Genomic DNA, 15,528 nt, shown 5'->3' on the forward strand with positions numbered 1-15,528 from the left:
ATATCTACTAAAACAAATAAATGTCCCAACTCTCGTTATATCACTCAACTTGCGTCAACAATAAAACCTGTGGAAATGAAGATATACCAGTAGAAGCCACCACCTTGGCCATTTCATTAATATTAAACATAAAGGACCCCAGCATTACATCTGGCCTACTATCCCCATTAAAATCGGCCACTTCCATAGTCAACCATCTACCATATACTGCGTCCGGATGAAAAGATGCAGTGAATTTCAAATTTCCGTTGTTCAATAAATAGACGAAGCTTTCCCTAGGGTCTTTAAGATCTGCATAAAATGATACGCCCACTATGTCCAAATCCCCATCATTATCAAAATCCCTGGCCACGGCCTTACTACATCCGAACATGGGATAAAAGAATGTTTCTTTAAAATTATTATGTCCGTCGTTCAGGTATATCCTAAGTCCTTGGTATGGTTTATCCACGTTGGAATAATCCCAATTGTCTCCATTGGTAAGCAAAATATCTTGAAATCCGTCATTATTAAAATCGACCAATTCGAAATAACTAACGCCATGTACCGGGGAAAATTCCAAAACCTTCGCTTGTTCAAACTCCCCATGTCCCTTATTGTAATAAATTGAAATTTGCTCATAGGCCTGTGCCATCAAGGCAATAATATCTGGTTTTTCATCCCCATTTAGATCTTTGATCGCTACCATTCGGGCCCCTGGTAAATTACTTAATACATGTTCCTTAGAGGGTTCAAAATCATCAAACCATGATAATTTGCCACCGTAATTTCCAAAGCTGCAAACCACTGCATCCTCTTTATCATCTCCGTTTAGATCGCCCGAAGCAAAATAAACCGGCCTTCGCAATTTTGAAATGGCTATGTTAGGGCTTTGACTATTCTCCCTTGTTTTTAAATTGGCCAGCCTACCCAACTCCTGATCGGATGGTCTAAATTGCCCTATGGTCAAGAGCAAGGGGTCTGAATTTTCGTTGAACTCAATATGCGAGGCAGGACTATTCAATATCCAACTATTGCTGATTTCACCCGTGTTTTTAAGGGCGTAAAGATTATTGTTGTCGCCTATATAAAGCTCTGACGTTGCCTCATTGAAGTTCAGCAATGACACTTTTGGAAGCTTGTTGTCTCCTATCGTAATAAATTGTGATTTAAAAGGGGCCTTTTCTTTGGTACGACTAACGGTTACTTGTTGCGACTCCAGTTTAATTGGGGCATTTTGAACATAATATTCTACAATCCTGTCCCAATCCTCCTTTAAAATCAATGGAGCATCAGGATAGATATTTAGATTCCTTACAATACTTTCATCTATAGGGTCAAGGTCTTCAAAAGGATCGGCTCCATTTGTCCTAATGCCCAAGCGCATACCCATATTGGGCAGAACACTCTTCTGCCAAGTATTTTTATCCAATAATCCTGGCTCGGGAAAAGTATGGCACATTTGACAATACCTTTCTGCCAATTCCTTACCCGATGACTTTAATTTGGATTTTTGTTTCTGTGGCGGGAATATATTTTCACCCTGAAAAAAGATTGCTAAACAAAAAGATGACAGGCATAGAGCATAAATCAATCGAGAAACACTTACCATTTTCATGCCCGCTCTTATTAGTTAAATTAGCCTTATTCAATTACCGATCAAAGTTCCAAAATGGATAATGACATCTAAAATTAAAAATTACAATTTAATTCAACTAAGACCTTGCCCCAATATACTTTATTTAGGCAATCACTTCACATTTCAATGGATATAAAAATTATGTTCCAAGCCTGTGTCTCTAATCCAACTCTACAAGAATGGGACAATGGTCACTATGAACGGCTTGCGACAAAATAACGGAACGCTTCAAACGACTCACCAGCGGCCTGCTGACCAAACCATAATCCAATCTCCATCCCTTATTATTGGCTCGGGAGTTTGCCCTATAGCTCCACCACGTATAATTATCGGGCTCCTTGTTAAAATGTCTAAAGCTATCTACAAAACCACTATCCATAAAATTGCCGATCCACTCCCTTTCCACAGGTAAAAAACCGGAAACATTTTTGTTTCTAACAGGGTCATGAATATCTATAGCCTCATGACATATATTATAATCCCCGCAAATAATAAGATTCGGATTTTCCTTTTTTAAATCATCTATATAGTCTTGGAAATCGGCCATATACTGCAGTTTATGATCCAATCGGGCTATATTGGTTCCAGAGGGCAAATAAAGGCTCATGACAGAGACTCCATTAAAATCGGCCCTAAGATTTCGCCCCTCAAAATCCATATAGTCTATTCCCGTTCCGTACTCCACATGGTCCGGTTGTGTTTTGGCAAGGATGGCCACTCCACTATATCCTTTCTTTTGGGCACTGTACCAGTAATGATAGTGATAACCCAAGGCTTCAAATACTGCCAGATCCAATTGATCCCGGTTGGCCTTGATTTCTTGCAAACACACCACATCCGGATTTACTGTTTTTAACCAATCCAAAAATCCCTTTTTCACAGCAGCCCTGATTCCATTTACGTTATAAGAAACAATTTTCATTTAAATATATTTATGCCGCACTCACCCCTTTTAAATATAATGAAGTTATATGTGCTTTAGTTTACTTCTATGTCCACTTTACCAAAATCTGGCCAAAAATAGCCAATGTTTTTTGTAACCGAAAAGGCAGCGTAAAATAGTTAATATTTATACTTGCTTTAAAGTACCCAAGCCATGGAAACTTTGAATTTCAGTAGAAAAAAATCAGATAATAATCCTTAAGTTTGAGACTTAAATTAAATGCATGAAATCCTCCTTTCACTTTCTATTGGCCTTATCTTCCCTATTTGTATCCTATGCCCAAGAACCCATCCAGAGAGACAGCATCACTGAATTGGACGAAGTAATCCTTTTGGATTCCCTTCAATCGGCCCCAGATAATGGCATTATAGCCACTAAAATTATAGGCACCAAGGTATTTCAGAACTACAGTCCCGTAGATATGGTTTCGGCAATCAATCAGATATCCGGAGTTTATATATTGTCCGGGGCTTTGAACACTAACAGAATCACCATTAGGGGGGTAGGTGCAAGAACCTTGTACGGGACGGATAAACTGCGTCTTTACTATAATGATATCCCAATAACCAACGGTTCGGGTTTCTCTACCATTGAATCCTTCGATTTGGAAAATCTAAGTTCGGTGGAGGTAATCAAGGGTCCAAAAGCAACTAATTATGGGGCCAATTTGGGAGGGGCAATTTTGCTGAATTCCAAACAGCCCACCAACGAGTCTACCTATTTCAGAAATAACTTTACTATAGGCTCCTACAGTCTAGTTAAGAACAACCTACAATTTAGTCTAAAGGAAAATAAGGTTGCGCTAAACTTTCACTATGGCTTTTTGGAGACCGATGGCTATAGGGAAAACAACAGATTTGAACGCGAAGGGGTACTCTTGGATTTGAATTACCAAATAACTCCCAAAACCAATATTGGCCTTCTATTTAACCATGTTGATTATAACGCCCAAATACCTAGCTCTTTAGGAGAGACCGATTTTAAGGAAAACCCCACCAAGGCCGCATTTACATGGAAATCTGCCAAAGGATACGAGGATAACAAATATAGCCTTGCCGGCCTTACCTTAAATCATGCCTTTTCAGAGAAAATAAACAACACCACCAGTATTTTCTATTCCTATCTGGATCACTATGAACCCAGACCTTTTGGAATTTTGGAGGAATACACCAACGGCTATGGTTTCCGGACAAAGTTCGCTGGTGCATGGGCTACCGATGGCCCTAAAATTGGCTACAATTTTGGTGCTGAATTATACAAGGATGAATACCAATGGAGCGAATTTGAAAATCTATATCAAGATAATAATGGACAAGGAAGTGTACAGGGCGATCAATTTGCCGATAACAAAGAGTTTAGGCGACAGTTCAATGCTTTTGGCAATCTACTTATTCCATTGGGGAAGGCCTTTTCTTCCCAAATTGGGCTAGGTGTAAACAAAACCTATTACGATTTCAGGGATGAATTCAATCAAGGAGCAGATAATAAGAGCGCAGAAAGGGATTTTGACGCCATAGTGCTGCCCAGCCTAAACCTCAACTATAATTTTTCAGCCACAAAATCAATCTATGCCAATATAAGTAAAGGCTTTTCCAATCCTACGGTGGAGGAAACCCTTACTCCGGACGGGGTAATTAATCCTGATATTGCCCAAGAAACAGGCGTGAACTATGAAATTGGCACTAGTCTGCTTATGTTGGATAGAAAATTAAACATAAACCTTGCCTTATACAGAATGGATATTAAAAATCTACTGGTAGCCCAAAGGGTAGGTGAAGATCAATATATTGGGAAGAATGCAGGCAAGACACAGCACCAAGGTTTGGAATTGGATGCCGAATATAAAATTGACATTTCCTCAAAGCTTAGGGTAACCCCTTTTATTAGCTATACATTTAACGATCACAGTTTTGTAACCTTTGTTGATGGGGACAACAATTATTCCGGAAATCCATTGACAGGGGTTCCCAAACACAGATTGAATTCTGGCCTACAAGCCCAACTTAACAATAAATTTTATTGGTATTCCACCCATCAATATGTAGGAGAAATACCTTTAACGGACGCTAATGAACTCTACAGTGATGCCTTTAATGTGGTGAATAGTAAAGTGGGGTATAAAAACCAATTGGGTAAAAAGCTATCGATGGACATATCCTTTGGTATCAACAATATCTTCGATGTCAACTATGCCCAATCCGTACTTATAAATACCACTGGTTTTGGCGGCGCCGAACCTAGGTACTACTATCCCGGTAATGATAGAAATTTCTATAGCAGTTTACGTTTAGGATATTCACTATAAGGGAAACAAAAAAAGGTCCAATAACTTAAGTTATTGGACCTTTAATTTCTTGTAGATCACGGAACTATTCCATTCTTTTCAACCAGCTTTTCATATCCACTTCCTTATGGATGATTGCCTTTACATCTGAAATGGCAACTCGTTGCTGTTCCATAGTATCCCTATGACGTATGGTAACCGTTTTATCTTCTAGAGACTGGTGATCCACGGTAATGCAAAAAGGTGTCCCATTGGCATCCTGTCTTCTGTAACGACGGCCAACGGCATCTTTTTCATCATATACCACATTAAAATCCCATTTAAGGTCATCTATGATTTCTTGGGCCAATTCTGGCAAACCATCCTTTTTTACCAAGGGCAGTACCGCGGCCTTCATAGGCGCCAAAACAGCCGGTAATTTAAGTACGGTCCTAGTAGTGTTGTTGTCCAACTCCTCTTCTACCAAGGAGTTTGAAAAAACGGCCAAGAACATACGATCCAAACCAATGGAAGTTTCAACCACATAGGGAACATAACTTTCATTGAGTTCAGGATCAAAATATTGTAATTTTTTGCCCGAGTACTTTTCGTGGCTACCTAAGTCGAAATCGGTTCTGGAATGTATCCCTTCCAATTCCTTAAATCCAAACGGAAATTTGAATTCTATATCAGCAGCGGCATCTGCGTAATGCGCCAATTTTTCGTGATCGTGAAATCTATAGTTCTCGGCTCCCATCCCCAAAGACAAATGCCAGGCCATCCTTTTTTCCTTCCAGGTTTCGTACCATTCCTTTTGAGATCCGGGACGAATAAAAAATTGCATTTCCATTTGTTCAAACTCCCTTTGACGAAAGATAAACTGTCTTGCAACAATCTCGTTCCTAAAGGCCTTGCCCACCTGGGCAATCCCGAACGGAATCTTCATTCTACCGGTTTTTTGAACATTAAGGAAGTTAACAAAAATACCTTGTGCAGTTTCGGGCCTAAGGTATAGATCCATGGCGCTATCGGCAGAGGCTCCCAATTTGGTACCGAACATTAGATTAAATTGCTTTACATCTGTCCAATTCCTTGATCCGGACAATGGACATGCAATTTCCAATTCCTCGATTAAATTTTTTACATCTACCAAATCCTCGTTCTCCAAGGATTTTCCCAAACGCTTCAAGATGGTATTGATCTGTTCTTGATAACCTACCACTCTTGGATTGGTTTCCAAAAACTGTTTTTTATCAAAAGCATCTCCAAAACGTTTTTCAGCCTTGGCTACTTCCTTATCTATTTTAGCTTCAATTTTAGCGGTATAATCCTCCACCAAAACATCTGCACGATATCTTTTTTTGGAATCTTTGTTATCTATCAATGGATCGTTAAAGGCATCTACGTGTCCGGATGCCTTCCAAACGGTTGGGTGCATAAATATTGCAGAATCTAGTCCCACAATATTATCGTTCATCTGAACCATGGCCTTCCACCAATATTCACGGATATTCTTTTTTAACTCGGCCCCATTTTGGGCATAGTCGTATACGGCACTTAGTCCGTCGTAAATTTCGCTGGATTGGAAAACGTATCCATACTCCTTTGCATGCGAGATTACTTTTTTAAAATCGTCTTCTTGTTTCACCATTTGGCAAAAATATAATATTAGTGGAAATTGAAGAGATTTATTTCAATTGAAATTCTGAAGTCGCCAATAATTTTTCATTCTCGAAAACATTTAGGGTATAGGTTCCTTCCGCCAAAGATCCTTCCGGTACTGAAATAGCATCGCAAACGCTAAATTCCTGCCCCATAAAAACCAGTTCTACACGTTTACTGTAAACATTGCCGTTTACGGAAATGGTATTGGCATTATCCTCTATGACACCCATATTTGGACCTAAGAATTGCAAGTAGATAACCCGCTCTTCATTTTTGGAATTGGGATTTCCCATTACGGTAACACAACCCCTTAGTTTGGATATGATATTCGCCTTATTGGTTTTAATGTGTTTGCCACTTCTAAACCTAAAACCACTACCCTCCGAATTTTCCAATTTTAGATAGCTTTTGGTCTTGAGCTCCTGACTAAGTTCTTTGTTCTTCCTCCTAAGTAAAGCTTCGGCCTCCGCCAACGAACTGCTCTTTCCCCTGAGTTCCTCTATCATCTTCCTGGTTTCCTCATATTTGTCCCCAAGGAGCATATTGTTATACTTAAGGAAATTGTTCTTTAGTTTAAGGCTATCATTTTTGGCCTCGAGCTTTCTAAGTTCGGTTTTGTATTCCTTTAATTTTTCGACCGTAAAATTTAAGCGTCCCACGGAATCCAACAACTGTTGCACCCTATATTTTGAATCCTGTAATTCTATTTCATTTACCTCATTAAGCGCAGAAAGCCTATCTACATCAGATTTCATCAGAGTAAGGTCCTTAACAAGTAATTCTTTCTCCTGCTCCAAAAAACTAATGCGACTTTTGGATTGGGCATAACTATAATAGAAGGCAATAAGAATTCCCAGTATAATAGCTGCCAAAGCGGCAAGTATTATCTTATAATTAAATTTATTATCTTCAGTATCCATCTAAAAGCATGCGTATTAAGTAGGTTAATAGTAATCTAGATTTGTGTATTCCAAGATTTCAAATATACTAAACGATATCAACACGGTCCTTGTACCTAGGCTATGTTTTGGATGTAATGCTCTATTATATAGAGGAGAAGAACATGTGTGTACCGTTTGTCGAAATCAATTACCACTCACCGAGTATACTTTTAACGCTGTAAACCCTGTTGACCGTATATTTTATGGAAGAATTAACATTATTAAGGCCAGTTCTTTTCTGTTTTTTACTGAAAAGGGAATCGTAAAAAGTATAATTCACTACCTAAAATACAAAAACCAAGAGCAAATAGGCACATTTTTAGGGAATTGGTATGGCCATATACTGAAGGAAAACAACTTTCTTAACAACATTGATTACGTAGTGCCAGTTCCCCTGCACCGTAAAAAATTAAAAACAAGAGGCTATAATCAAGTTTCCCTATTTGCCAAATCGATAGCTGAACACATTGGGGCCCAATACAAAGAGGGTGTCCTTATTAAAACCGCCAACACTAAGACCCAAACCAAAAAATCCAGAATACTAAGGTGGCAGAACAAACAAGCCCTTTATGTTTTAACAGACCATGAAATATTCAAGGATAAAAATGTGTTGTTATTGGACGATGTCATTACCACAGGGGCTACCATGGAGGTCTGTGCCACAGCCTTATCCGCAACAAAGGGAATTAATATATATGTTGCCTCCATGGCCATAGTACCTTAATTTTACAATTCTACAAATTAGTTGTTTCTTTGTTGAACATTTTCATTACTGTTATGATCCAACGCATTTTAGGGTTTTTGTTTCTCTTTTTAACCGTATCGGCCCTTGTACAGTGTGCACGCAGAGGCGCGCCCAGTGGAGGTGCTAAGGATGTTACTCCGCCGAAATTGGTTAAGGCAGAGCCCAAGAACATGTCCATAAACTTCAATACCAAAAAAATCCGATTGTATTTTGACGAATACGTTAAGCTCAAGGATATTGAAAAGCAACTTATTGTTTCCCCACCTTTAAAATACACTCCCTTAATATCCCCACAGGGCTCGGCCAACAGATATGTAGAGATTATCCTAAAAGATACCCTAAAAGCGAATACCACCTATACCTTAAATTTCGGCCAAAGTATAATTGATAACAACGAGGGCAACCCCCTTAGCTATTTTACTTACGTGTTTTCAACAGGGGACTATATAGATTCATTAACAGTTTCTGGCGTGGTAAAGGATGCATTTAATAAGAACGCAGACACTTTTATCAGTATCATGCTTTATGAGATTGATAGCACCTATAACGATTCTACCATCTATCGGCAACCTCCAAATTATATTACCAACACACTGGACAGTACTCCCATTTTTCATTTGAAAAATCTAAAAGAGGGAAAATATGCCATGTTCGGGGTAAAAGATGAGGCCAAAAACAACATTTTCAATCAAAGGGTCGACAAAATTGCTTTTATAAAGGACACTATTAGCCTTCCGACGGATTCGGTTTATTTATTGACCATGTTTAAGGAATTGCCCGACTATAGTATTTCAGTTCCCAATTTTGCGGCAAAAAACAAGATTATTTTTGGGTATCAGGGCAATGCAAAAGATATATCAGTTAAAGCCCTAAGCAACATTCCCGATACGGTAAAAACCAAAATCACCAAAGAGCGGGATAAGGACACCCTAAACTATTGGTTTACTCCTTTTAAAGTGGATTCACTGGTTTTTACAGTGGCCAATGAGAAAGAAAGCCTAATTGATACCTTTACCGTAAAAACAAAAAAAGTAGGCTTGGACACCCTTATTGTACAGCCAAACCAAAGAGGGTCCCTAGAGTTTGGAAAGCCTTTTTATATTGGAACCAACACCCCCATTTCCCGTATGGACAGTTCAAAAATCAGTTTGGCACGCAAGGATTCAACCTTGGTAAAATTCATGACGGTATTGGATACTATAGGCAATAAAATTGATTTTGATTTTGAAGTAGAGCCCAACGAGAATTATGCCTTAGAACTACTACCTGGGGCGATTGTAGATTTTTTTGAAACCGAAAATGACACCATATCCATTAAACTGTCTACCAAAAGTTATGCAGATTTCGGAAATTTAAGACTTACCTTGGACGGGGCTGTTACCTACCCTTTGATAGTACAATTAACAGACGAAAAAGGGGTTACCGTAAAGGAATTGTTCGCCAATGAACAAAAAGTCTTTGAATTCACCAATATTAAACCGGCAAAATACCTGATTCGGGTCATTTACGATAGCAACGGTAATCAAAAATGGGATACTGGAAATTATCTTCAAAGAATTCAGCCGGAAAAAGTTACCTACTACCCAAATGCATTGGAAGTGAGGGCCAATTGGGAATTGGAACAAACCTTTACACTTTCAAACTAAAATGGTCCCTATCTTCCAAAAACTTTAATTTTTCCCTTGCATCGGCAATATGTCTTTTATCCAAGGTGGCATAAAGTACCTTTTCCTCTTTCGAAAACACTATTGGTTCACCAAAGACATTGTTTACAGTGGAATGGCCTGAATAATTATGTCCGGTATCATCCGTTCCAATTCTATTTACTCCTATTACATAAGCCATATTTTCAATGGCACGTGCTTTTAACAGGGCGTCCCAAGCATTAATTCTTGGCTGCGGCCAGTTGGCAACATAAATAAGTACATCATAGTTCTCGGTATTCCTTGCCCAAATAGGAAAGCGTAGATCATAACAAATAAGCGGACAGATCCTAAAACCTTTATAGTCGATCACAATCCTTTTTTCCCCTCTGTTATAAATTTTATCCTCACCGGCTAGTGTAAAGGTATGTCGCTTGTCATAAAAACTCGATTTTCCATCGGGCTCCACAAACCAAAGTCGGTTATAATAATGCCCATCCTCAAAATAGACCATACTTCCGGTTAAGGCCACATTCTTTCTCTCCGCTTCCTTTTGCATCCATTTAACCGTTACCTCCCCTTCCTCTTTGGCGATATTCCAAGGGGTCATGGTAAAGGCCGTGGTAAACATTTCAGGAAGTATTACCAAGTCTACCTCCCCGTTTAAGGTGTCGAGCTTTTTGGAAAAGTGTTCCCTATTCTTTGATGGATTTTCCCATTCCAGCGGGGATTGTATAAGTGCTACTTTAAGTTCCATTATTATGCGCTATTGCTCTAATCAAAATATGCTTAGGAAGATTCTAAATGGCCAGTCTATATAAATACAGAAATTCTGATAACAGGCATGAGCTACTCCCGTAAATCTTTAATCTATTCTAGGCCTTTTCCAACAAAGTAATTAGCGATGGCATTCCTTGCATTTTGGCATGATCCAAGGCAGAAAGGCCTCGTACATCTTTGATGGTAGTATCTGCACCTTTGGCCAAAAGCATTTTAGCAATCTCCTCCCTATTGAATGTTGCGGCATAGATAAGACAGGTAGCCCCCATAGTGTTGCGCTCATTAATACCGGCCCCTTTATCTATGAGCTTCTTGGCGGTATCCGTATAGCCTTTAAAGCAGACACCCATCAAGGCCGTATTGCCAGAGGCATCCTTGGCATCTATTTTGGCCCCATTTTCCAACAAAAGATCGGTAATTTCCTCCTGGTCGTAATATGTAGATAAAATAAGTGGTGTAGATCCCCTTTGGTCCTTGCTGTCCAGCAATAAGGGGTTCTTCTTCAACATGGCCCTTACCTCATCGAAGTTCCCGTTTCTAATTTCGTTAAAGAAAAATTCGTTCATAGATAATTACCATTAGTTAAATGTATAAAAAAACAATCACTTTAATAAACTGAAAATATAGTTTAAAATAATAATTCCCATTAAACCCAATAAAACATATTACATGCTTTAAAAAGTTCCTTATCCTAAAAAAGGTATAATACCTTTTCCAACATAGTTTATAACCATTTGTCATTTAGCTAAACCTTCGTTAAAAGCTCTAATTCATTTATAGCTAAAATCTCCAGGGAACATTTGACATATTGAATACAAGAAATTCGTTGTCTTATAGGAATTTTTTTGCCTTTCACAATTTATAGCCATATTCCTACGTTTTCTTAATAAATTCCCCTAAAAGCATACATAATTTTGAACACATTAACGCGTACGATTACAATAGAAGAAGCCCCTATTGCCATTGCCACATTAGATACCAATCTCTGTTTTATAAATTGTTCCACCCCTTGGCAACAAGAATTTATAAGCCCGGACAAAGAAATCTATGGAAAATCTTTTTTTGACGTTGTCCCTAGTTCCCCTCCGGTATTTAGAAAAATCCTCGAAAATAGTTTTTCCATTGACGATAATATCATTGAAGAACAAAAACATATTATGCCGGACGGTAGCATTAAATGGTATCAATGGAGCATTAAAACTTGGAAAGATGTAGACGGTACAATTGGTGGTTTAATAATAACATGTACCAACATTACCAAGATAAAACGCGCTAAAGATCTATTGATTGCAGCCGAAAATGTGGCCAAAATGGGAGGATGGGATTTGGATATGATTACCAATACCATACATTGGTCCAGAATTACAAAGGAGATACATGAAGTGCCATTAGATTACAAACCGTGTTTGAAGACAGGTATAAATTTCTATAAGGAAGGAGAACATAGGGAAAAAATTACCGAGTTGATTCAAAAAGCCATTACCAACGGAGAAGAATGGGATACCGAATTACAGATTGTTACCGCTAAAGGCAAAGAATTGTGGGTAAGGGCCAAGGGAATGCCAGAGTTTGTGAATGGAAAATGTGTTAGACTTTATGGAATATTTCAAGATATAGACAAAGAGAAAAAAGCCGAAATCAAGAATACCCAAATTAAAGAAAGGCTAGATTTGGCTACTGAGGTGGCCAATATAGGAATTTGGGAATACAATTTACATAAAGATGAGCTTGAGTGGAACGACGAAATGTTCCCTCTATTTGGAGTAAAACGCAAAGACTTCAAGGGTAATTTCGGTTCCTGGAAAGCCACTGTGCATCCAGATGACCTAGAGCGATGCTTAAAGGAATTTGACATGGCCGTGTCCGGAATCAAGGATTTTAAAACCGAGTTTCGAATCGTCCATCCAGATGGCACTATAAAACACATTAAGGCCAATGCCGGTATTTTCAAGGACGATGAGGGAAAAATTATTAAAATGGTCGGGACCAATTGGGACATAACCGAAGTTGTTAATACCCAATTAAAGCTGAATAAAAGTGAAGAGTCCTTCAAGGGATCATTTAAGTCTTCCGCTGTAGGAATGGCACTGGTTGCAAAGGATGGTTCGTGGTTGGACGTAAATGACACCCTATGTCTTAGCTTGGGATATTCAAGAAAGGAACTACTGCAGCTTTCCTTTCAGGATATTACACATCCTCAAGATCTTGAGAAAGATTTATCCCAACTACAAATGCTATTGGATGGGAAGGTTAATAGTTACCAATTGGAAAAAAGATACTTCCATAAAAAGGGAACAATCGTATACGTAGTGCTCACCGTTACTGCCGTGAAGGATATAGAAGGTAATATTTCCCATTTTATTTCCCAGGTGGTGGATATTACAGCAAAAATTGAAGCCCAAAAGAAATCCGAAGAGTTCTTGGAATTGACCAAAAGTCAAAATAATAGCTTATTAAATTTTGCCCATATTGTTTCCCACAATCTACGATCGCACTCTTCCAACCTGTCCATGTTATCCAATTATTTAATAGAGGAACAAGGGGAAAGTGAAAAAAGGGAAATTGAGGCCATGATAGTAAACGCATCGGAAAGTCTAAACGAAACCGTTGCGCATTTAAATGAAGTTGTACAGATCAGCACCGAAGCGGAAGGACAATTACAGGCTGTTTGTCTAAATGAAATAGTTAAAAACGTAGAGAAGAACATTAGCGCCCTTCTACAACAGAAAAAAGTAGAATGCCAAATCTCAATAGACCAATCCATTAAAGTAAAAGGCATACATGCCTATCTAGACAGTGTTCTACTTAATCTTTTTACCAACAGTGTAAAATACAGTAGCCCTAATAGAATTCCAAAGATTTCGATCCAAGCGACCAAGTCCGGAAATTTCATTATCTTAAACTTTAGGGATAATGGACTGGGAATCAATCTTGAGCGACATGGAAAAAAGCTGTTCGGAATGTACAAAACGTTTCATCAACATGAGGATTCGAAAGGAATTGGGCTTTTTATTACCAAAAATCAAATAGAGGCAATGAACGGAAAAATTGAAGTGGAAAGTGCCGTTGACAAGGGAACACTTTTTAAAATCACCTTGGTTGCTGCTTAAAAACTAAATAGAAATGGGAAAGATTGAAAGTAGTTGTATTATAGATGACGATCCTATTGCCATATATGGAATAAAAAGATCGATGAAGGAAATTGATTTCTGCAACACGATAGTAGTCTATAAAAATGGACAGGATGCCATAGACGGATTGAATAATATGGTTGCGGAAGGGATAGCGCTACCTTCCATTATTTTATTGGACCTAAATATGCCCATTATGGATGGGTGGGAGTTTCTGGACGATTTTATTAAAATTCCGAATAACAATACCAAAAAAGTAACAATTTATATTATCAGTTCCTCCATAGATCCTCGGGATGTAATTAAGGTCCAAGATTATAGTTTGGTAAGCAATTACATTTTGAAACCTATCAAATCAGCAGATCTGCTTAAATTACTATCCGATGGCAGTAACTATTAAAATCACCTGGTGCCCGGATTAAAATTGTCCGGAGCATTTTGTGGTTCATTGATAGTACCCGATTCTCCAGAATCATTATATATTGTCCATTCACTAGGCGTATAAATTGGATTCGCTTGCGAGACATTTCCTTTTCGTAGTGCCCTGCCATCTTCAAATTCATGGTTGGTGCCAGACCCATCCTCGCCTATAACTCCAAAAATATCTATTACAGTCCCAAAAGGATCCACCAATTCCAAATTATCATCACCGTTGGAATCGGCAGGACTATTTATTGAAACACCATGATTGGGAGGGAAGCCGTATACGTTTTCGAACTCTGAGGCATTGGGAGAAATAACAAAGGTACTATTGCCTTCAATTTCATATCCCGACAAATCTATGGTAGAACTAATTTCCGTATTATCATTGGTGTACCTTCTTAAAGTCCATCCCTTTAGAGAAAGCGGTTCCGAATCCGAATTATAAAGCTCTACGAACCTTGCTCCCGCATTGTTATCCGGATCTGCCAATTCCGAAATGAAAATTTTTGATGAGGTAAATTCATCCACCAAATCCTCACAACGAATATCCGTAAAAGCAATATCGGAGGTATCCCTTATTACCAATTGATAATCCTTATTGTCCTTAATTAAAATCCCGGTTATGGTTCCATTGCCTTCTGGCAAAAGATTGGCCTGAAATTCGGAATACCCACTGTTCAGTAGCTCAAGTTCCAAATCTTCACAATTGGTCAAGGTTCTTATAGTTTCCTCCTCCTTTACAGCATAGGTCAGTCCCAATTCGGCCGATAAAATTTCCATATTGGCAAACTGCACCAAGGTGCTTATCATGGAATCGTCCAACTTATTAAGATCGACCGTTTTTGGTTGGAGCGAACCCAATGGATCACAGGAATTAAATAAATGCTGCCCAACTACGGCAGCAGGCAAACGTCCTACTGCAGGGTTGCCAAAAGCACTGAAAACGCCTCCCAATTTAATGGCCCCTTTACTCATCCCCAAATAAAGTCCTTTGGTTTTTATGAGGATCTTAGAGCCTACCTCGTAAAACAAATGAGAATCCCTGAGGTCAATTTCCAATTGTAGGCCCTGTGTGGGATTGATAAAATTATCCTGTATGTGTAAAGTTCCAAAAAAGTTGCCTGCCAGATCTGACGATACCACATAACCCTCTATAACCCAATCTTCCTGAATCTGAATCAATTCATCAACGTAAAGCGCCTTTAACTCCCCTATGGTAATATTGGCCGAAAGGTCCGATACACAATCGGATTCGGGTGTGTCAAAATTTTTATCCTTAACACAGGCCATTACCAGGTATAATCCCAAAAGGGAAGAAAGACATACAATATTGTTGATCCTGAAATTCATTGATCCATTATTACTATCCAGAATAA

The 15,528-nt window shown here is 38.6% G+C and carries 12 protein-coding genes; 5 read left to right on the forward strand and 7 right to left on the reverse strand.

Features of this window, described 5'->3' with window-relative positions:
* Positions 1–40 precede the first annotated feature (40 nt).
* Positions 41–1,597: a VCBS repeat-containing protein gene (locus MWU82_RS02055; RefSeq protein WP_247095058.1), complete on the reverse strand. Its 1,557-nt coding sequence runs from the start codon at positions 1,595–1,597 to the stop codon at positions 41–43.
* Between the two features lie 181 nt (positions 1,598–1,778).
* Positions 1,779–2,540: an exodeoxyribonuclease III gene (locus MWU82_RS02060; RefSeq protein WP_215949625.1), complete on the reverse strand. Its 762-nt coding sequence runs from the start codon at positions 2,538–2,540 to the stop codon at positions 1,779–1,781.
* A gap of 244 nt (positions 2,541–2,784) precedes the next feature.
* Between MWU82_RS02060 and MWU82_RS02065 the strand changes: the two genes are divergently transcribed.
* A complete protein-coding gene (locus MWU82_RS02065) occupies positions 2,785–4,866 on the forward strand; it encodes a TonB-dependent receptor (RefSeq protein WP_247095059.1) in 2,082 nt (693 codons plus the stop codon).
* A 64-nt stretch (positions 4,867–4,930) separates the two neighbouring features.
* On the opposite strand, the gene MWU82_RS02070 is transcribed toward MWU82_RS02065, so the two are convergent.
* A complete protein-coding gene (locus MWU82_RS02070; RefSeq protein ID WP_215949627.1) occupies positions 4,931–6,475 on the reverse strand; it encodes a glycine--tRNA ligase in 1,545 nt (514 codons plus the stop codon).
* Between the two features lie 37 nt (positions 6,476–6,512).
* Entirely contained in the window at positions 6,513–7,409 is an 897-nt protein-coding gene (locus MWU82_RS02075; RefSeq protein WP_215949628.1) for a hypothetical protein, read from the reverse strand.
* A 43-nt stretch (positions 7,410–7,452) separates the two neighbouring features.
* Here MWU82_RS02075 and MWU82_RS02080 point away from each other — a divergent pair, with 43 nt between their 5' ends.
* Together MWU82_RS02080 and MWU82_RS02085 are read left to right on the forward strand one after the other, a co-directional pair.
* Entirely contained in the window at positions 7,453–8,154 is a 702-nt protein-coding gene (locus MWU82_RS02080; protein WP_247095060.1) for a phosphoribosyltransferase family protein, read from the forward strand.
* Positions 8,155–8,183: 29 nt separating this feature from the next.
* The gene (locus tag MWU82_RS02085; protein ID WP_348646975.1) at positions 8,184–9,821 is read left to right on the forward strand and encodes an Ig-like domain-containing protein; all 1,638 of its coding nucleotides are present in this window, start codon (positions 8,184–8,186) and stop codon (positions 9,819–9,821) included.
* Here the strand turns inward: MWU82_RS02085 and MWU82_RS02090 are convergent.
* Both MWU82_RS02090 and MWU82_RS02095 read right to left on the reverse strand, forming a co-directional pair.
* Positions 9,805–10,575 (reverse strand): amidohydrolase, encoded by a 771-nt coding sequence (locus MWU82_RS02090; protein WP_247095061.1) that lies wholly within the window; start codon positions 10,573–10,575, stop codon positions 9,805–9,807. The two genes, MWU82_RS02085 and MWU82_RS02090, sit on opposite strands and share 17 nt — an antisense overlap.
* Positions 10,576–10,693: 118 nt before the next feature.
* Positions 10,694–11,164 carry an ankyrin repeat domain-containing protein gene (locus tag MWU82_RS02095; protein WP_215949630.1) on the reverse strand — a complete coding sequence of 157 codons (471 nt, stop codon included), beginning with the start codon at positions 11,162–11,164 and terminating at the stop codon, positions 10,694–10,696.
* A gap of 348 nt (positions 11,165–11,512) precedes the next feature.
* Between MWU82_RS02095 and MWU82_RS02100 the strand changes: the two genes are divergently transcribed.
* The gene (locus tag MWU82_RS02100; protein WP_247095062.1) at positions 11,513–13,708 is read left to right on the forward strand and encodes a PAS domain-containing sensor histidine kinase; all 2,196 of its coding nucleotides are present in this window, start codon (positions 11,513–11,515) and stop codon (positions 13,706–13,708) included.
* Between the two features lie 13 nt (positions 13,709–13,721).
* Positions 13,722–14,129, forward strand: a complete 408-nt coding sequence (locus MWU82_RS02105; protein ID WP_215949632.1) for a response regulator — start codon at positions 13,722–13,724, stop codon at positions 14,127–14,129.
* 2 nt (positions 14,130–14,131) lie between these two features.
* On the opposite strand, the gene MWU82_RS02110 is transcribed toward MWU82_RS02105, so the two are convergent.
* Complete coding sequence (locus tag MWU82_RS02110) at positions 14,132–15,502, reverse strand: DUF5689 domain-containing protein (protein ID WP_247095063.1); 1,371 nt, start codon at positions 15,500–15,502, stop codon at positions 14,132–14,134.
* Positions 15,503–15,528 lie beyond the last annotated feature (26 nt).

This window comes from Arenibacter sp. S6351L (assembly GCF_023016025.1).
GTDB classification, from domain to species: domain Bacteria; phylum Bacteroidota; class Bacteroidia; order Flavobacteriales; family Flavobacteriaceae; genus Arenibacter; species Arenibacter algicola_B.

Bases quoted from the DNA above. Each gene is read 5' to 3' on its own strand.
- MWU82_RS02055 (WP_247095058.1), bottom strand. From the start codon at position 1,597: ATGAAAATGGTAAGTGTTTCTCGATTGATTTATGCTCTATGCCTGTCA.
- MWU82_RS02060 (WP_215949625.1), bottom strand. From the start codon at position 2,540: ATGAAAATTGTTTCTTATAACGTAAATGGAATCAGGGCTGCTGTGAAA.
- MWU82_RS02065 (WP_247095059.1), top strand. From the start codon at position 2,785: ATGAAATCCTCCTTTCACTTTCTATTGGCCTTATCTTCCCTATTTGTA.
- MWU82_RS02070 (WP_215949627.1), bottom strand. From the start codon at position 6,475: ATGGTGAAACAAGAAGACGATTTTAAAAAAGTAATCTCGCATGCAAAG.
- MWU82_RS02075 (WP_215949628.1), bottom strand. From the start codon at position 7,409: ATGGATACTGAAGATAATAAATTTAATTATAAGATAATACTTGCCGCT.
- MWU82_RS02090 (WP_247095061.1), bottom strand. From the start codon at position 10,575: ATGGAACTTAAAGTAGCACTTATACAATCCCCGCTGGAATGGGAAAAT.
- MWU82_RS02095 (WP_215949630.1), bottom strand. From the start codon at position 11,164: ATGAACGAATTTTTCTTTAACGAAATTAGAAACGGGAACTTCGATGAG.
- MWU82_RS02105 (WP_215949632.1), top strand. From the start codon at position 13,722: ATGGGAAAGATTGAAAGTAGTTGTATTATAGATGACGATCCTATTGCC.
- MWU82_RS02110 (WP_247095063.1), bottom strand. From the start codon at position 15,502: ATGAATTTCAGGATCAACAATATTGTATGTCTTTCTTCCCTTTTGGGA.